Origin of the sequence: Bradyrhizobium sp. CCGUVB14 (genome assembly GCF_024199935.1) — a bacterium.
In the GTDB taxonomy this organism is placed as follows: Bacteria; Pseudomonadota; Alphaproteobacteria; order Rhizobiales; family Xanthobacteraceae; genus Bradyrhizobium.
The window spans coordinates 8,079,563-8,096,684 of record NZ_JANADS010000001.1; the positions used below are offsets into that span (position 1 = coordinate 8,079,563).

The following is a 17,122-nucleotide window of genomic DNA, read 5'->3' on the forward strand; positions in this document are numbered from 1 at the left end:
GCCCCCCCCGACGTATCGAGCTCCGGTGTTGCGCGACGAATGTCATACTTTCGTACGTAGGTCGACCAAGCCGGATGGTGTCCGATTTGACATCTATCGCCGTCGCGCGTGGCCGGATCAGACTTGCCGCGCGCGTCCGCCTGATCGGGACGGATGATGCGCGAAAGCCAACAGAGCGAGGGAGGCACACATGATGCCCAAAGCGATCCACATCTCGGACTCGATCGAATTCAAATCGATCAGCACCGGCGGTCAAAGTGTCGGAAATGGCGGCGACGGCACCTTCAAGGGAGCCATCATCAGCAAGCCGACCCTCAACTTTGATCCGACCAACAAGGCGGTCGGTGCCGACGTGCATGTGAACACCGGCGACAACGTCAAGCAGACGGCAGATTGGGATGCCGGCGGTGCCAACGCGAAGGCTTCGGTGTTTTCGAAGGCCCATGGCGGCGACGCCGAATCGAACGGAAGCCAGAAATCCTACAGCGGTTACGACACCTCCAAGGTCTACGCCAATACGGACGCGAGCCAGATCAACAAGGTCTCGGTTGACCAGCACCAGGACGTCGTGGCCGGCATCGGCGGCAATGGCGGAGACGGCAACGCCGCGTTGGGCGGAGAGGTGGACTTCCATCTCGATACGTTCTGATCACCGGCTCGTCCGACTGGCAGGACCGGTGGCCGCCGTCACCGGTCCTGACGTTCAAGCCAATACCCTGCCGATATCGCCGGCAGATGACGTTAGCCATCGGTCAAGTGCGTCAGACCTCGATTTCAGGCGGTGACGATCATGCTGATGCCGCCCATTCGGTTGCCTATCCTGCCGCAGATCCGGACGCCACTGCACGCAGCCCTCCGGTCCTGCGTGGGACCGCTCGGTCTCGTATTCGCGTATAGCTGCAGCTACAACCTGCTTCTGTTCGCGCCCTCCATCTATCTTCTCCAGATCTATGACCGGGTGTTGTCGAGTCGCAGCGGCGACACGTTGCTCCTGCTCACGCTCATCGTCGCGATCACGGTGGTCGTCGGCGGCGTGTTCGATGCATTGCGGCGCGCCGTGCTTGGACGCCTTGGCGCATGGCTCGACGATCGCCTTCGTCCTTGCGTGCTTTCGGCCGGCCTCGAATCGGCATTTCGCAGCGATTGGACGCAAGCGTCCGGCGCATATCGCGATCTCACCGTGCTGCGCCAGTTCGTCGAGTCCGGCGCATGTACGTTGCTGTTCGACGCGCTCTGGGCGCCTTTGTTCCTCCTCGTCCTCTTTCTGATCCATCCCCTGCTTGGCCTGGTGGGCGCCTGCTGCGTCGCCCTCCTGTTCGCGCTCACGATCACCGGAGAGCTGGTCACGGAAGATGTTCTGCTCAGATCCGGCGCCGCGCTGTCCCGAAGCTGCGGCCGCCTCCAGACTGCCGCGGGCAACATCCACATGATCCGCGCCATGGGAATGTTCGATAGCGCCGCACGCATGATCCACCGTGACGCGCAGCACGCGCGCAGAGAGCACGATGTGGCACTCCGGCTCGGCGAGATGGTCATGCTGGCCACCAAGCCGGTCCGCGCGCTGTCGCAGGTTTTGATCATGGGGGCTGCCGCGTGGCTCGTCCTCGATCACGGAAAGAGTCCGGCAATCATCTTTGCTTCGACACTGATGTTCAGCCGGGCGCTCGCCCCGGTCGAAAGTGCCGTCGCAGGCTGGAAATCACTCGTGGCGGCCATGAGCGCCTGTCAGCGACTCGGCGCACTTCTCGCCGCATTCCCCGCCGCCAGGCAGCAGAGCGCGGAGGTTTCTCCGCCGCAGGCGCAAAGCGGCCTCGTCGTCGACAATGTCAGCGTGAGGCTGGCGGGCACGGACCATCTTCTGCTGAACGGCGTCTCGTTCAGCCTCATGCCCGGAGAATGCCTCGGCATTATCGGTCCGTCCGGGTCAGGCAAATCCTTGCTCGGCCAGGTGATCGCCGGGCTGTCGATGCCAACATATGGCCGTGTCCTCCTCGACGATACCGTCGTCTCGCTGCTTCGCGAGGGCCAAAGCGGCGACCGCCTCGGATATCTCCCCCAGGACATCAACCTGCTCGGCGACACCATCAACGACATCATCGCACGCCTTGAAGATGCCGACCGGCGGAAGGTCGTCGAAGCGGCCAAGCTCGTCGGAATCCATGGGGCGATCATGCGCCTGCCGCTGGGCTACGACACGGTGATTCACAGTGAAACAGCCCTCTCACGCGGGTATCGGCAGCGCCTTGGTCTTGCCCGCGCTTTCTTCGGCAGTCCACGCCTCGTCGTTCTCGACGAACCTAACGCCAGCCTCGACTACGGGGGCGAGCGAATGCTCCTGGATGCCATCGAGCGCATGAAGCTCGCAGGCGTCATCCTCGTCGTCGTCACGCACAGGATGGGTCTCCTCGCCGCCACGGACAAGATTGCCATCATGGAAGACGGGGCGGTCGCCGCGTTCGGCGACAGCGAGGAGATCTTTGAACGGCACCTGAGCCGCCCCCAGGTTACCTCGCAGATTGCGCCATGATCCGGAACGCTCTCACCATCCGGTTGCTTCCCGTCGTCTCGAGACTTCCCATGATTTGGGACCAGCTCGTGCGAGCGCCGGCGAGCCCCCCGCCCGCCCGACGATCTGGCGTCGTGGTGACCGCGATCGACGATTTCGAGCCTCTGGAGTTTCCATGGTGCTCGACGCCAACGCCGACCTCTCCGCGTGGAAGGCTTCGCGGTATCACCCTGGCGGGCAATCTGCTGGTACTCTGCTTCATGCTGGGGCTCGGTACATGGGCGAGCCTCGCGCCCCTCGAGAGCGCCGCGATCGCGTCCGGCGTCGTGGAATCGGAATCGAGCCGCAAGACGATTCAGCATCTGGAGGGCGGTATCGTCAGGAAGATCCTGGTTTCGGATGGCGATATCGTGCGAAGCGGACAAACGCTGATCGCGCTGGACGACACCCGGGCCGCCTCGGAGGCGCAAAGCCTTCAAGGCCAGTTGTGGGATGCAGCTGCACGTGCCGCACGGCTTCAGGCCGAGCAACAGAGATCTGAGCGGATCGCAATTCCGGACGCGCTGGAACAGGACAGCAAGCAGAACGGAATGGCCGCCGCTGCGGTGTCGGCGCAGCAATTCATCTTTCAGACACGCCTGCAGGTTCACGAGTCGCAGCTTGCGGTCGTTCGCGAACGAAGGCGTCAGGTCGAGAAGGAGATCGAAGGCCTCAAGGCTCAGGAGAGCGCCACCGGGCAGCGGGTCGACATCGTCCGGGAGGAACTGGATATGGTCGCGAGCCTCGTCAACAAGGGGCTCGAACGGCGGCCGCGGCTTCTGAACCTGCAGCGGGAGCTGGCCGACGTTGAGGGCCGCCGCGGCGAGATCGCCGCGCAGATTTCCCGCGCCGGCCAGGTCATCAGCGAACAGCAGGCCACATTGTTCAAGCTCGAGAGCGAGAGGCAGAACGAGATCGCACAGTCGCTTCGTGAAGCACAGAACCAGATATTCCAGCTCCGCGAGCGGTTGCTTGCGGCCAGGGATCAGCTATCGCGAACAGAGGTCAAGGCGCCCGAGGACGGCGTGATTACCGATCTGCGGATTCATACGGCCGGCGGCGTCATCGGAGCGGGTGCTCCGCTCATGGACCTGGTGCCGCGGCAAGACCGCCTCATCGTAACTGCGCGCCTAAGGCCCGAGGACATCGATGTGGTCCATCCCGGCCTCAATGCCGAGGTTCACCTCGTCCCGTACAATCAGCGTCGCGTGCCTCGCCTGAAGGGAAACGTCGTGCAGGTATCCGCAGATCGGCTCCTCGACAAGCGTACCGACCAGCCATACTACGCGACCAGGATCCGGATCGACGACGCGCAGATCGCCGCAAACGACATCCAGATCGTCCCCGGCATGCCGGTTCAAGTGTACATCACGACAGGGCGCGGTACCGTGGCCCTCTACGCGCTCAGGCCCCTGCTCGACAGCTTCCGTGGTGCATTCAGAGAGGACTAAAGCGCGATGCGCGTGGGATGAATCGTCATCGCGTTCCGGGGCAGGCCCCAGGTCTCCTCGCTAGGTCTCCTGCATTGGAGCTGCGCCGGGGTCGTGATCGCGCCCCCGCGCGGGCAACCGGCCGCGCCAGCGGAGGACGGCTTCCGTGCGATTGTGCGCATCACATTTCCTCATGATATGCTGGATGTGCATTTTGACTGTGCTTTCCGAGAGGTTCAATTTGGCGGCGATCAGCTTGTTGGGCAGGCCGAGCTCCATTTCCGCCAGAACCTGTTGCTCACGAGGCGTGAGACCGATCAGGCTTCTGTCAATGGCCACTCCGGCTCCCTCGTTCATCAGGAATGCGGGCGCAAGCCCGCGCGCATCCGAGGTCTCGAAAGCCGATATCCTGTTCATCCCGGCCATGGGCAACGGCCTGTAGACGCCGCCGACGAGAACAAGGCGCAGTCCAGCTATGACGATCTCGATCGGCAACGAGGTGGAAAGAAAGCCGCGCACGCCCCGCTGCATCGCAGCCTGCACTGTCGGCTCGTCATCATGGTTCGACAGGACTGCAATTGCTGCGCCGGGACACCACTCCACGACGACGGCGAGATCGTCCTCAACCGAGGGATCGTCGATGGGCTTGTCCGCAATACTCAGCACCACCAGACGAACATCGCGGGCCGACGTGCAATCAAGGCCCTGGACCGAAGCCATGTCGAGGATATCGAGTTCGTCCAGTTCCCGCCTGAGGACGTTCAGAATGCATGTGCGAGGCAACAGGAGCGGCTCGATGATCACCAGAACAGGCAAGTGGAGCGAGTCATTCAGCCGCTTCGCGGTATTGGTTATGTCGTGCATGATTTCCTCGAGATGAAAAGAATTTCCGCGATATTCCCATTCCGTATTGCGTCCCCTGCCGCTGCATTCGTCCTGAATGCATCATCACGGGAGCGGCACAGTGCCGCCGTTGGTGCCGCATCCACTGTGGGATCACCTGGCGCCTGGGTGGAAATTCTTTCCGCTCAAATTACTTGGGTGCGTACTGCGCGATGACGCAGTCGACGCGTCCTCTAATTGCAGATATTTCGATACGCCGTTGACGCCGCCGACCCCGACTTGCCGTCGACGACATATGCTTCGTCCTCCTTCACGAGATAAAGAAACGGTCTCTCTCCGGTCTCACCGCCTGACGCGGTTCTTCCCTTCACGCGCCCGCAAATCGTATCCACGGGGCGTCCAAGCGTGTTCTTTCGCATGGTGTGCTTCATATCGGTGAATTCGGCCGATCCTGGATCCTCCATCTTCGTCGCAATGGCGACCTTCGCCTTGTCCAGGACGGGATCTGATGCTTCCGCAGGCCGTTTGGATGCCGTGACGTTGATCCTCGTCCGCGGGGACGCCGCTTTGGCCAGATCGGCCGATCCGCGTTTCTTCAGAGATGATGTCTTGCCGGACCTTCCCAGGGCTTCGGAATTCGGTTTGACGATCGCAGGATTCGACGCCAATGCCGTCGGCATTGGTTGCGCGGGTTGGGCGACTGCAACCCTGTCGAAACAGGGGCGTGACGCGCAGCCGAGGAAATACCCTCGGGAGGGCGCAAACCAGCCAAAGCCGATCAGGACTCCTGCCAGCACTCCGACAAAAAGCAGTCCCATCCGATTCCCCTCCTCGGGAGCTCGGCTCACACTTGTAACTAGGACTAATTCCGCGCTGGTGATCTATCTGTTGCGCAAAAGCGTTAAACGCCCATTAAGCGCGCGCGGTCGGGATCGGCGGATTCGGGCTCCAGACCCATGGCGAGATGACGCAGAGGGCCAACCGTGAAAGCAATCACGGCCGATCGGCCAATTGGGAGCGCCGCACCGGCTTCGCACCAGAAACGGCCTGCCGCAACGCGCTTACAGTCTCACCGGCGGCCCCGCTGAATCAGCGGCGCGCGGTCGACGCCGGGCAATCAAGATCACCGACTGTGACGGCATCGGCGCCCTCTGGACGGGGATCGCGCCGATCGATACGCGACCTTAAGACACGAATGAGATGCCCGCGCGGTCGTCCTGTCGCCACACCAAGCGACAATCGAACGATGTTCGAAAGCCGTCAAATGACAATCGGAAGTCGGTCGATAGGATCGGGGTATTTTTCGTCCTCACACAGGCGCCGAGGACGGAGAGGTTCAACATCTCGCAGGGCGTGATCGTCACTTCGTCTGGAAAAGAAAGCATAACAATCTGTTCGAGACTCTTGCGTGCGACGCGTCGCCGTTCAATACCCGTCCATTCGAGAGACACTTTCGGTCACCTCAAGGTTCGTAGCAAGGCGGGGTCGCCGCCCGAGAAAACGGCCGCCCCTCGCCGCGAAGCATCGTTACGCGAAACAAAGACGACTTCGCGACTGCATCGAGCATCGGCTTCACGTTCAGGGAGCGCAATGAGATATGGTCGTTACGGTTACTTCAACGGCTTCGTGACCGCTGAACCCTGCGCCGTTGCCTTATGCGAGGTGATCGCCTGCACCTTCTCCAACGTTTCCAAAAATTCGGACCGGAGAAGCTGTTCGTGCTTCGCGTCTGTCGGCTCCGAGAGGAATGCGACCTTCACGATGAAGCGGTTCAATATCGATGCGACGAGAAGGTCGTCCGAGTGTTGCGAGCGTAGGGCCGTGAGCTGCCGACGCATCTCAATGAGATCGATGTTCTCGCGGTCTGACTGCTTGATCAAATAAAGCTCGCGCCACTGTTCTACAGCCAAACGAAGCCGACGCGCCGAGTATATTGGCGCGACGGCTTCGCCACTGGGGACCCGGACCAAAGGGCAATGTCCGGTGCAGAGACGCTATCGCACTGTCGCCCCGGTGCAATCGAAGTCGCGGATTAAGCTTGATGTCCCCGCGGCGCGTTAATTCCGGAACTGCCTGCCACGCGTTAGCATCCCGCTTGCTGCGGGACGTCGCCCGCATTTCCAACCGCAACGGAAGTCGCGCCGCATCCGGCCATCCTCAAGCGATATGAGGCACAACTCGGCCGGCTTGAAGAGACCTCGCAAAGGGTGTCAGTGCCGCGACGGCGAAGCCGCCGAAGCCATGAGAGATCTGGTCGAGACGGTCACCGTCTTCCGGGCGCTTGGGTGGTGTGACCGTGGAGATAGCAGGCCGGTTAAACGCTCTGCTGGGGAAGAGCTTTTCCCAACCGCGTCAAAGGCGTGCGGGGAAGCGTTTGGTAGCGGGAGAGGGACTCGAACCCCCGACCCCAGGATTATGATTCCCGTGCTCTAACCAGCTGAGCTACCCCGCCACAGGGTCGCGAACGGCTGATACCGCCGATCTCGCGAACGCGCGGCATATAAGGAAGGGGGCGGCGGGAAGTCAAGCTAAGTGCGCCTGATTTTGGCGCCGGAATCGACCGCTTCCGGCGTGGACTCGCGGAGAGTCCCCTCACCCGGAATCCGCGCTTGGGCGCGGATTCCGGCCTCTCCCCGACGGGGGAGAGGCGAAGGAAGGGTGCAGCGAGATTCGCTATTTCGGCCGGACCGTTGGGTCCCCGCCAGGGCTGCCGGGAGGCGGGATCACGGGCATGGCCCCATCCGTGCTCGGTGCGGGGGCGTGCATGTCGGGGTCGACGCCGGAGGGCGGGCAGAGCACGCCGTCGGATTTCGCCAGCTTGTCGCCGAGCGGTTCCCGGGCCTGGCCGGTGGTGGTGCCGTCGGGCGCGGCGGCGCGATTCGGGCGGTCCTGCGGCACGCAGTTCGCCGTGTGCGTCGGGGATGGCGGCGCGGTCGCTTGCGGCGGCGTCGCCGGGGCGGGCGGGGCCTGCGCGATCGCGGCGCCAGAGGCTGCGATCACGAGGCCCGCAAGGATGATGTTTGATGTCGTGCGCATGAGGAGGAAACGCCCGGGTCGGCCCCGATGTTCCAGCCTCTGAACATTACGATTTGTGGTAGCGGATCAGCGAAAAGTGGCCCATCGGCGGCATCGGGCGGCGCTCGGCCAGCGTGACGCCGCCGTGCTTCGAGGCCCAGTTCACCAGGCGCTGCCACGGGAATTCCGGGCGCCAGCCGAGGCGGCGGGCGAGCGGCGCAAACGCGAGCTCGGAGAGTTTGCGAAAACCTTTTTCGGCGCCGATGTGGTTGACCAGGATCAGCTCGCCGCCGGGCTTGAGCACGCGCACGAATTCGTCGAGCGTGCCTTCGGGATCGGGCACGGCGGTGATGACATATTGCGCGACCACCGCATCGAAGGCGGCGTCGGGGAACGCCAGGTTCTTCGCATCCATCACCGAGAGCACTTCGACGTTGCTCAAGCGGAGCGCGCGCACGCGTTGTTGCGCCTTGCGCAGCATCGGCTCGGAAATATCGACGCCGCAGATTTTTGTGGTGCGCGAATAATCGGAGAGCGAAAGCCCGGTGCCGACACCGACGTCGAGGATGCGGCCGCCAATGCGATCGGCCTCGGCGATGGTCGACTGCCGGCCGGCATCGAACACCTTGCCGAACACGAGATCGTAGACCGGCGCCCAGCGGCCATAGGCCTTCTCGACCCCGGCCCGCGAGATATCTGCTGCCATGCCCCCTGCCCCGGTATTAGCTTTTTGTCTTGCGCATGATCTGGTCGGAAAACCGCTTCACACTTTTCCGGATCATGCGCTTAGCCGCGAACCGCCTCAGCGAGCGGCCTCGCCGTGCTGCTCGTCGCTGCCTTCGCCGCGGCGCTCTGGATGAAGCCGCCGCCGAGCACGCGTGCCTGCCCACCGGGCGCGTCGTAGAACACGCAGGCTTGTCCCGGCGAGACGCCCTCTTCGCCGGCGACGAGCTCGACCTCGTAATGGCCGTTCGCGCCGCGCAGCCAAGCCGGCTGCGGCGCGCGGGTCGAGCGCACGCGGACGAACAGCTCGAGGCCAGAACCGATCGCGCGGTCGATGTCGCCGCCGCCGATCCAGTTGACGTCGCGCAAGGTGATGCGGTGCATCTTCAGCGCATCGCGCGGGCCGACGACGACGCGGCGGTTGGCGGCCTCGAGCCGCACCACATACAGTGGCGCGGCGGCCGCGATGCCAAGGCCGCGGCGCTGGCCGATGGTGAAATTGGCGATGCCGTGATGCTGGCCGAGCACGCGGCCATCGAGATCGACGATGTCGCCGGGGTCCATCGCATTCGGACGCAGCCGGGTGATGATGTCGGTGTAGCGGCCCGTCGGCACGAAGCAGATGTCCTGGCTGTCGTGCTTGTCGGCGACGGAGAGACCAAAGCGGCGCGCAAGCTCGCGCGTCTCGGGCTTGGTCATGTCGCCGAGCGGGAAGCGCAGGAAGTCGAGCTGTGACTGCGTGGTCGCGAACAGGAAATAGCTCTGATCGCGGTCGCTGTCGGCCGCGCAGACCAGCGCACGCGAACCGTCGTCGCGACGGCGCGAGGCGACGTAGTGGCCGGTGGCGAGCGCCTGCGCGCCGAGCTCGCGCGCGGTCTTCAGCAGGTCGCGGAATTTGACGGAGCGGTTGCACTCGATGCACGGCACCGGCGTCTCGCCGAGCGCGTAGCTGTCGGCGAAATTGTCGATGACGGACTCGCGGAAACGGTCCTCGTAGTCGAGCACGTAATGGGGAATGCCAAGCTTGGCCGCGACGTCACGGGCGTCGTGGATGTCCTGGCCGGCGCAGCAGGCGCCCTTGCGGTGGGTCGCCGCGCCATGATCGTAGAGCTGCAGCGTGATGCCGACGACGTCGTAGCCCTCGGCCTTCAACAGCGCAGCTGTCGTCGAGGAATCGACGCCGCCCGACATGGCAACGACGACCCTGGTGTCCTCAGGACGGCCTTCGAGATCCAGACTGTTGAGCATGGGCCTTAAGCGATTGTAACGGCGGCGATCCGCGATTGCTGATGCGGTGTCCCGGTCTCTTGGACCGGGACACCGGCGGTCCCCGGGAACCTGGGTTCCCGAAGGGCACTGGCTGGCCCGGTCGAAAGCGGCTGAGAGCACCCTTTAATATAGGCGGCATTCCGGTGAAGCAATCGCGGCCGCCGCAAGCTTAGGGCAATTCTTGCCGGGGCGGCAGAAATGACGGGGTTTTCGGGGAGCCGGCTGCGGCCACCCCGATTCGACAAGATATTGATATCAATAGATAAAACGGCAATTCAAGGGATTGGCCCGCTCCTTGCTGACCTCCTGGTCCGAAGATGTTTTCAAGGGGTCGCCTGTGGTTGGTGTCACGTCAGACGTAGCGGCAAGCGCGCAGGTCTCCAGCGCGCAACAAAAGCCTGCCCGGTCGCAGAGCACCAAGGACACCACGCCGAGCGACTCCTTCGGGTCGCTGGTCGACAGCAACACCCAGGCCATCAGCAACAGCGCCTCGTCCTCGAGCCAGGACACCGGGCCGCGGCGGACCGACTCGTCGTCGTCGTCCTCCTCGTCCGACCGCAGCACGCGCGACTCGTCCTCGACCGATCAGTCCTCGCAGAGCAAGGCGAGCGACAGCACGGATTCCTCGACGCAGGCGGCGAGCGACACGACGACCGATCCGACCAAGGCTCCCGACAAGACCAAGGACAAGAGCGACACCTCTTCCACCAAGGCGAGCGACAAGTCGCAGGACTCCAAGGACGGCAAGAGCGACAAGACCGACGCCACCACCGACGGCCTCGCCGCCGCAGTCGACGCCTCTGCCGCGGCACAAGCCGCCGCAGCGCCGGTAGCGACGCCCGATCCGACCGCCGTCCCCGTCGCCGCGCCCGTGGTGCCGGTCGATCCGAACGCGGCGGCCAACCAGGCCGCCAACACCGCCTCCTCGCCGCTGACGATCGCAGCCGCCGGCATCGCCGCCAGCGCCTCGACCGCAGCGCAGATCGCCGGCGCCAAGACCGACGCGACCGGCAAGACCGCGAAGACCGGCGATGCCAAGACCACCGACGCGAAGGTCGCGGTGGCCGACGCGGCGACCACGGATGCGACCGCAACCGATGTCACCGCGAACGCCGCGCAGGTGATCGCCGTCGATCCGGGCACGCCAAAGACCTCGTTCAAGGCCGCCGCGACCGCGCAGGGCCAGACCGACGTCTCCAACATCGGCCAGGACGCGGGCAAGACCGCGCAGACCGCGGCCACCGCACAAAATCCCGCGACCGCGACGACGGCCAACGCCGCCGCGCATCCGCAGGCCGCCAAGCCGCAAGCTGACGCGGCTGCCGCCGATGCGAAGGCTGACGCGACTAATCGCACCGCCGATGCGACGCCGGCCGCGCCGACCACGCACGCGCATGCCGACACGCAAGCCGCAGCTAGCGCGACAACCGACGCCAGCACGCAAGCGGCCAACGCCGTGCAGGCGCCGCTGACCAATACGACGTCCACGGCCACCGCCTCCACCGCAACGCTGACCGCGACCGCAGCTAATCCGACCGCGGTGCCGATCAGCGGCATCCCGGTCGAGATCGCGGCCGCCGCGCGCGCCGGTAAGACGCGCTTCGACATCAGCCTCGATCCGGGCGATCTCGGCCGCATCGACGTCCGCATCAATGTCGACCGCAACGGCCAGGTCACCTCGCATCTCACCGTCGAAAAGCCGGAGACGCTGCAGATGCTGCGTCAGGACGCACCGCAATTGCAACGCGCGCTCGACGATGCCGGCCTCAAGACCGGCGGCAACGGGCTCTCCTTCAGCCTGCGCGACCAGAATTCATCGGGACAGAACTCCGGCCAGAACAACGACAATGGTAACAATTCCCGCCGCCTGATCATCAGCGAGGATGACCAGGCCGCGAGCGCCCCCGTCAGCCGCAGCTATGGCCGCATGCTCGGATCGAGCAGCGGCGTCGATATCAGAGTGTGAGGAGTATTCGCCAATGACCACCACGAATGCCGCCACCGCGCCGTCAGTCGTCTCCGGCACCACGCAGACGTCGTCATCGTCCTCGTCGAGCTCGAGCCTGGGCTCGTCCACGGGCGCGACGCTCGCCGGCAACTTCCAGACCTTTTTGACGCTGCTGACCACGCAGCTGCAGAACCAGAACCCGCTCGATCCGCTCGACACCAACCAGTTCACCCAGCAGCTGGTGCAGTTCGCCGGCGTCGAGCAACAGCTCAAGACCAACGACTCGCTGTCGCAGCTCGTCACCCTGCAGCAGACCACGCAGGCGACCCAGGCGCTGGATTACGTCGGCAAGACCGCCGTGGTCGACGGCACCACCGCGACCATGTCGCAGTCGTCGGCGACCTGGCACCTCAACGTGCCCTCCAGCGCGACGGTCAATATCTCTATCGCCAATTCCACCGGACAGACCGTGTTCAGCGGCCAATACACCGCCGGCGCCGGCAGCGACATTCCCTTCACCTGGAACGGCCAGGGCAATGACGGCACGCAATGGCCCGACGGCAAATACACGATCACGGCGACCGGCAAGGACGCCGCGGGCAACAATGTCGGCGTCGCCGCGCAGGTGCAGGGCACGGTGAGCTCCGTCGACCTGACCCAGTCGCCGCCGCTGCTCACCATCGACGGCAACAGCTACACGCTGAGCCAGGTGAAGAGCGTGGTGGCGAGCAGCAGCAGCTCCGGCAGCTAAGGCGGCGCGCTGACGCTACGCATACGGTGTCATCCCGGCGAAAGCCGGGATCCATAGCCACAGGGAGCAGTTTGGCGAAGACCGGTGGTTAGGAATTCTGTCTTGGTACTGCCACCTGCGTGTCATCGATAGATCACGCGATATGGGTCCCGGCGTTCGCCGGGACGACATTCAAAGGCCCCGGCAAGCATCACTGCGGGCCTCGTTCGTTAGTAAAGTATTTACGAAGACCCCCGCTCCGCCCGCTGAAATCGCGCTTTCAGCCCGCCGGGCCGGTCGTGTTCCCGCAAGTTTCAAGGAGAATTGTATTGAAGCCTTAGGCTTAGCGGATTTTTAAGCCCGCGTGCGTAGGGTTGTGAAGTGAGTTCAGTGGTTGAGAGTTTGTGAGTACGCCATGACAGAACCCCATCGCCCGAGGGTAAAATACGTCATCGGGCCGGACGGCAGTCCGCTGACGATCGCAGATCTGCCCGCACCCGGCACCAAACGCTGGGTCATCCGCCGCAAGGCCGAAGTCGTCGCTGCTGTGCGCGGCGGACTTCTCTCGCTCGAGGAAGCCTGCAGCCGGTACACCCTGACGGTCGACGAATTCCTCTCCTGGCAGTTTTCCATCGACCAGCATGGTCTGGCGGGTCTTCGCACCACCCGCATTCAGCAATATCGCCAGTAAGCGATCCGGAAATCTGCTGCTTTTGATGAAAATCGGCCCCGCTCTGCGAGGCCGATTTTTTTCATGTTTCGTTTTGGCGCTACTTTTGTCCGAGCTCTTAACCTTCGTTAACCATATCGAAACCATCACCTAGGCAATAATTGCCCACTCGACCGCTCAGTTGCGGGTCGAAGCTTCGGGGCGGTTGCTTGCAAGGTCTTGCGGACTTCTTAAAAGGTATCGGCGCCGCCCGCTTCGGGGCGATGATCGCGGTCACCGCCGCGCTCATCGGCTTCTTTGCCTTCGTCATCATGCGCGTCACCACGCCCCAGATGACGACCCTGTTCACCGACCTCTCGGTTGAAGATTCTTCCAGCATTATCAAGGACCTGGAACGCCAGGGCATCCAGTTCGAGCTGCGCAATGAAGGCACCATCATCATGGTGCCCAAGGACAAGGTCACCCGGCTCCGCATGAAGCTCGCCGAGGGCGGCCTGCCCAAGGGCGGCGGCATCGGCTACGAAGTGTTCGACAAATCGGACGCGCTCGGCACCACCTCTTTCGTCCAGAATATCAATCACTTGCGTGCGCTGGAGGGCGAGCTCGCCCGTACCATCCGCGCCATCGACCGGATTCAGGCCGCCCGCGTCCACCTCGTGCTGCCCGAGCGTCCGCTGTTCGCGCGCGAGGCGCCGGAGCCGTCGGCCTCGATCGTGGTCCGGGTCCGCGGCTCGCTCGAAGCCCAGCAGATCCGCGCGATCCGCCACCTCGTCGCGTCCGCCGTCAACGGGTTGAAGCCGCAACGGGTCTCGATCGTCGACGAAGCCGGCCAGCTGCTCGCCGACGGTGCCGCCACCGATCCGGAGCAGGCGCTCGGCGACGAGCGCCGCACCGCCTTCGAGAAGCGGATGCGCAAGCAGGTCGAGGACATCGTCTCCTCGGTGGTCGGTTCGGGCCGCGCCCGCGTCCAGCTCTCAGCCGATTTCGACTTCAACAAGATCACCCAGACCTCGGACAAGTTCGATCCCGAAGGCCGCGTGCTGCGCTCGAGCCAGACCCGCGAAGAGCAGAGCATGACCGCCGACAATAACGGCCAGGTCACGGTCAACAACGAGCTCCCCGGCCAGCAGCAGAACAGCGGCCCGGCGGCGAAGGACCAGAGCAAGAAGACCGAAGAGACCAACAATTACGAGATCTCCCGCACCACCAAGACCGAAGTGACCGAGGCCGGCCGGGTCAACCGCATCTCGGTCGCGGTGCTGGTCGACGGCATCTACGCCAAGAACGACAAGGGCGAGCTCGCCTACACCGACCGCAGCAAGGAGCAGCTCGACCGCATCGCCACCCTGGTGCGCTCGGCGATCGGCTTCGACCAGAAGCGCGGCGACCAGGTCGAGGTCGTCAATCTGCGCTTTGCCGACGCGCCCTCCACCGCCCCGATCACCGAGCCCTCCGGCTTCCTCGGCATGCTGCAGTTCACCAAGGACGACGTCATGTACTTCGTCGAGCTCGGCGTGATGATGCTGCTCGGCCTGGTCGTGATGTTCATGGTGATCCGTCCGCTGGTGAAGCGCATCCTCGCCTCCGACGAAGTCGCCGCCGCCATCTCCGGCGTCCTCACCGGCCCCGCAGCGTCCGAAGAGGGCGCGACCGCGGCGGCAGGCTCCGGCGGCCAGGCCCTGATCCCGGGCGGCGCCGCCAGCGCCATCGACGTCGCCACCATCCAGGGCCAGGTCCACGCCCAGTCCGTTCATCGCGTCGGCGAGCTCGCCGAGCGCAATCCCAACGAAACCGTCGCCATCATCCGTCAATGGCTGACCGAACCCACGAAATGATCGAGTGAACTGACATGGCCGGCACTCTGCAGAACGCCAACTCGAACGACATCACCAGTGTGATCTCCACGCTCGGCCAGCGCGCCGGCAGCCGCACGGGCGCCAAGGTCGAAGCGGTGGCCGGACCGAAGCGCGCCGCGATCCTGATGCTGGCGCTCGGCGAGCAATATGGTGGCAAGATCTGGTCGCTGCTCGACGACGACGAGGTGCGCCAGCTCTCGCTGGAAATGTCGACGCTCGGCACCGTCGAGGTCGACACGGTCGAGGACATGCTGCTCGAATTCGTCTCGCGCATGTCGGCCTCCGGCGCGCTGATGGGCAATTTCGACGCCACCGAGCGTCTGCTGCAGCAATATCTGGCGCCGGAGCGCGTCAACGGCATCATGGACGAGATCCGCGGCCCCGCGGGCCGCAACATGTGGGAGAAGCTGTCCAACGTGCAGGAAGAGGTTCTCGCCAACTACCTCAAGAACGAATATCCGCAGACCATCGCGGTGGTGTTGTCGAAGCTGAAGCCTGAGCACGCCGCGCGCGTGCTCGGCATCTTCCCCGAGGACCTCGCGCTCGACGTCGTCAACCGCATGCTGAAGATGGAAGCGGTGCAGAAGGAGGTGATCGAGAGCGTGGAGAAGACGCTGCGCACCGAATTCATGTCCAACCTGTCGCAGACCCGCCGCCGCGATGCCCACGAGGTGATGGCGGAGATCTTCAACAATTTCGACCGCCAGACCGAAACCCGCTTCATCACCTCGCTCGAAGAAGAGAACCGCGAATCCGCCGAGCGCATCAAGGCGCTGATGTTCACCTTCGACGACCTCGTGAAGCTCGATTCCGGCTCGGCCCAGACCCTGATGCGCAACGTCGACAAGGACAAGCTCGGCGTAGCGCTGAAGAGCGCCAACGAGGATGTCCGCAACTTCTTCTTCGGCAACATGTCCTCGCGCGCGGCCAAGATGTTGCAGGACGACATGGCGGCGATGGGTCCGGTGCGCCTGCGCGACGTCGACGAGGCCCAGGCGCTGCTGGTCAACCTCGCAAAAGACCTCGCCGCCAAGGGCGAGATCATGCTGACCAAGAACCGCGCTGACGACGAGCTGGTGTATTGATGGGCGCTCCGGCCAAATTCCTGTTCGACACCGACTTCGCCGCGCCCGACCGGACGCGCGAGAAGGCGGCGACCGCGGCCGAGATCGCGCAGAAGGTCGCGGAAGCCGAAGCGCGCGCTTATCAGGACGGCTTTGCCGCGGGCCAGCGCGAGGCCAAGGCCGAGAGCGACCGCCGCGTCGCGCTCGCCATGGAAGAGATCAACATCGCGATCCGGGGCATCGCCGCAGGGATCGGCAACATCGAGAGCAAGATGGAGACCGAGGCGGTCGACGTCGCGGTCGCGGTCGCACGAAAGCTGTGTGCCGACCTGGTCGCCGCCGAGCCGCTCGGCGAGATCATGGGTCTGGTCAAGGACTGCTTCTCGCATCTGGTCGCGACGCCGCATCTCGTCGTTCGCATCAACGACGCGCTCTACGACAGCGCGCGCGAGAAGATCGAACGGCTGGCCAAGCAGAGCGGCTTCGAAGGACGGCTGGTGATCCTGGCCGAACCCGAAATTGCCACCGGCGACTGCCGGATCGAATGGGCCGATGGCGGCGTCGTACTGGAGCGCCACGCCATCGCGGCCAAGATCGACGACATGGTCGGACGCTATATCGCGTCCCGCAGGGGGAATTAAGCCATGAGCGACAACGACGGACAGGTCCCGCTGCCCGACCTCAACGGCCCATTGCCGCCGACCGGCGCCGATGTGAGCTACAATGAGGACGAATATGCCTCGCGCGTCGCCGCCGACCTCGAGGCCGTCTTCGACGTGCCGGTACAGGTCTCGGCCGTGCTCGGCCGCTCCAAGATGGACGTCGGCGAGCTGTTGAAGCTCGGGCCCGGCACCGTGTTGGAGCTCGACCGGCGCGTCGGCGAGGCCATCGATATCTATGTCAACAACAAGCTCGTCGCCCGCGGCGAGGTGGTGCTGGTCGAGGACAAGCTCGGCGTGACCATGACGGAAATCATCAGGACTGAACGCGGCTAGCGCCAAACAGGGAATGACGCGCGGCAGCGCGAAC

Annotated in this window: 17 protein-coding genes and 1 tRNA gene; 10 read left to right on the plus strand and 8 right to left on the minus strand. The window is 64.2% G+C overall.

From position 1 onward, the window contains the following. The first annotated feature begins 190 nt into the window (after positions 1-190). From NLM32_RS37745 to NLM32_RS37755, 3 genes are all read left to right on the plus strand, one after another. A complete protein-coding gene (locus tag NLM32_RS37745; RefSeq protein WP_254133756.1) occupies positions 191-649 on the plus strand; it encodes a hypothetical protein in 459 nt (152 codons plus the stop codon). A 141-nt stretch (positions 650-790) separates the two neighbouring features. Beyond that, positions 791-2,527: a type I secretion system permease/ATPase gene (locus NLM32_RS37750; RefSeq protein WP_254133757.1), complete on the plus strand. Its 1,737-nt coding sequence runs from the start codon at positions 791-793 to the stop codon at positions 2,525-2,527. Positions 2,528-2,643: 116 nt separating this feature from the next. Beyond that, positions 2,644-3,996: an HlyD family type I secretion periplasmic adaptor subunit gene (locus NLM32_RS37755; protein ID WP_254133758.1), complete on the plus strand. Its 1,353-nt coding sequence runs from the start codon at positions 2,644-2,646 to the stop codon at positions 3,994-3,996. A gap of 60 nt (positions 3,997-4,056) precedes the next feature. Here NLM32_RS37755 and NLM32_RS37760 read toward each other — a convergent pair whose 3' ends face one another. The 8 genes from NLM32_RS37760 to mnmA all read right to left on the minus strand — a co-directional run bounded on the left by NLM32_RS37760 (position 4,057) and on the right by mnmA (position 9,804). After that, positions 4,057-4,839 (minus strand): response regulator transcription factor, encoded by a 783-nt coding sequence (locus NLM32_RS37760; RefSeq protein ID WP_254133759.1) that lies wholly within the window; start codon positions 4,837-4,839, stop codon positions 4,057-4,059. Positions 4,840-5,051: 212 nt separating this feature from the next. Next, a complete protein-coding gene (locus tag NLM32_RS37765) occupies positions 5,052-5,636 on the minus strand; it encodes a hypothetical protein (RefSeq protein WP_254133760.1) in 585 nt (194 codons plus the stop codon). 366 nt (positions 5,637-6,002) lie between these two features. Continuing rightward, positions 6,003-6,269 (minus strand): PilZ domain-containing protein, encoded by a 267-nt coding sequence (locus NLM32_RS46450; RefSeq protein ID WP_375143605.1) that lies wholly within the window; start codon positions 6,267-6,269, stop codon positions 6,003-6,005. A 159-nt stretch (positions 6,270-6,428) separates the two neighbouring features. Next, positions 6,429-6,788 (minus strand): hypothetical protein, encoded by a 360-nt coding sequence (locus NLM32_RS37770; protein ID WP_254133761.1) that lies wholly within the window; start codon positions 6,786-6,788, stop codon positions 6,429-6,431. A 405-nt stretch (positions 6,789-7,193) separates the two neighbouring features. Then, positions 7,194-7,270, minus strand: a tRNA-Met gene (locus NLM32_RS37775). Positions 7,271-7,491: 221 nt separating this feature from the next. After that, positions 7,492-7,854 (minus strand): hypothetical protein, encoded by a 363-nt coding sequence (locus NLM32_RS37780; protein ID WP_254133762.1) that lies wholly within the window; start codon positions 7,852-7,854, stop codon positions 7,492-7,494. 46 nt (positions 7,855-7,900) lie between these two features. Beyond that, positions 7,901-8,539: a class I SAM-dependent methyltransferase gene (locus tag NLM32_RS37785; protein WP_254133763.1), complete on the minus strand. Its 639-nt coding sequence runs from the start codon at positions 8,537-8,539 to the stop codon at positions 7,901-7,903. Positions 8,540-8,619: 80 nt separating this feature from the next. After that, a complete protein-coding gene (mnmA, locus tag NLM32_RS37790; RefSeq protein WP_254133764.1) occupies positions 8,620-9,804 on the minus strand; it encodes a tRNA 2-thiouridine(34) synthase MnmA in 1,185 nt (394 codons plus the stop codon). 358 nt (positions 9,805-10,162) lie between these two features. Between mnmA and NLM32_RS37795 the strand changes: the two genes are divergently transcribed. The 7 genes from NLM32_RS37795 to fliN all read left to right on the plus strand — a co-directional run bounded on the left by NLM32_RS37795 (position 10,163) and on the right by fliN (position 17,088). Next, positions 10,163-11,791 (plus strand): flagellar hook-length control protein FliK, encoded by a 1,629-nt coding sequence (locus NLM32_RS37795; protein WP_254133765.1) that lies wholly within the window; start codon positions 10,163-10,165, stop codon positions 11,789-11,791. 13 nt (positions 11,792-11,804) lie between these two features. Next, the gene (locus NLM32_RS37800) at positions 11,805-12,524 is read left to right on the plus strand and encodes a flagellar hook assembly protein FlgD (protein ID WP_254133766.1); all 720 of its coding nucleotides are present in this window, start codon (positions 11,805-11,807) and stop codon (positions 12,522-12,524) included. A gap of 394 nt (positions 12,525-12,918) precedes the next feature. Continuing rightward, complete coding sequence (locus NLM32_RS37805) at positions 12,919-13,194, plus strand: DUF1153 domain-containing protein (protein WP_002714638.1); 276 nt, start codon at positions 12,919-12,921, stop codon at positions 13,192-13,194. A 188-nt stretch (positions 13,195-13,382) separates the two neighbouring features. Beyond that, the gene (gene fliF, locus NLM32_RS37810) at positions 13,383-15,008 is read left to right on the plus strand and encodes a flagellar basal-body MS-ring/collar protein FliF (RefSeq protein ID WP_254133767.1); all 1,626 of its coding nucleotides are present in this window, start codon (positions 13,383-13,385) and stop codon (positions 15,006-15,008) included. A 14-nt stretch (positions 15,009-15,022) separates the two neighbouring features. After that, entirely contained in the window at positions 15,023-16,114 is a 1,092-nt protein-coding gene (gene fliG, locus NLM32_RS37815) for a flagellar motor switch protein FliG (RefSeq protein WP_254133768.1), read from the plus strand. Then, positions 16,114-16,734, plus strand: a complete 621-nt coding sequence (locus tag NLM32_RS37820) for a FliH/SctL family protein (RefSeq protein ID WP_254133769.1) — start codon at positions 16,114-16,116, stop codon at positions 16,732-16,734. Before fliG ends, NLM32_RS37820 begins: the two co-directional genes overlap by 1 nt. Positions 16,735-16,737: 3 nt before the next feature. Continuing rightward, the gene (gene fliN, locus NLM32_RS37825; protein WP_254133770.1) at positions 16,738-17,088 is read left to right on the plus strand and encodes a flagellar motor switch protein FliN; all 351 of its coding nucleotides are present in this window, start codon (positions 16,738-16,740) and stop codon (positions 17,086-17,088) included. The last annotated feature ends 34 nt before the right edge of the window (positions 17,089-17,122 follow it).

Bases quoted from the DNA above. Each gene is read 5' to 3' on its own strand.
- NLM32_RS37745 (WP_254133756.1), top strand. From the start codon at position 191: ATGATGCCCAAAGCGATCCACATCTCGGACTCGATCGAATTCAAATCG.
- NLM32_RS37750 (WP_254133757.1), top strand. From the start codon at position 791: ATGCTGATGCCGCCCATTCGGTTGCCTATCCTGCCGCAGATCCGGACG.
- NLM32_RS37760 (WP_254133759.1), bottom strand. From the start codon at position 4,839: ATGCACGACATAACCAATACCGCGAAGCGGCTGAATGACTCGCTCCAC.
- NLM32_RS37765 (WP_254133760.1), bottom strand. From the start codon at position 5,636: ATGGGACTGCTTTTTGTCGGAGTGCTGGCAGGAGTCCTGATCGGCTTT.
- NLM32_RS37780 (WP_254133762.1), bottom strand. From the start codon at position 7,854: ATGCGCACGACATCAAACATCATCCTTGCGGGCCTCGTGATCGCAGCC.
- NLM32_RS37785 (WP_254133763.1), bottom strand. From the start codon at position 8,539: ATGGCAGCAGATATCTCGCGGGCCGGGGTCGAGAAGGCCTATGGCCGC.
- mnmA (WP_254133764.1), bottom strand. From the start codon at position 9,804: ATGCTCAACAGTCTGGATCTCGAAGGCCGTCCTGAGGACACCAGGGTC.
- NLM32_RS37800 (WP_254133766.1), top strand. From the start codon at position 11,805: ATGACCACCACGAATGCCGCCACCGCGCCGTCAGTCGTCTCCGGCACC.
- NLM32_RS37805 (WP_002714638.1), top strand. From the start codon at position 12,919: ATGACAGAACCCCATCGCCCGAGGGTAAAATACGTCATCGGGCCGGAC.
- fliG (WP_254133768.1), top strand. From the start codon at position 15,023: ATGGCCGGCACTCTGCAGAACGCCAACTCGAACGACATCACCAGTGTG.
- NLM32_RS37820 (WP_254133769.1), top strand. From the start codon at position 16,114: ATGGGCGCTCCGGCCAAATTCCTGTTCGACACCGACTTCGCCGCGCCC.
- fliN (WP_254133770.1), top strand. From the start codon at position 16,738: ATGAGCGACAACGACGGACAGGTCCCGCTGCCCGACCTCAACGGCCCA.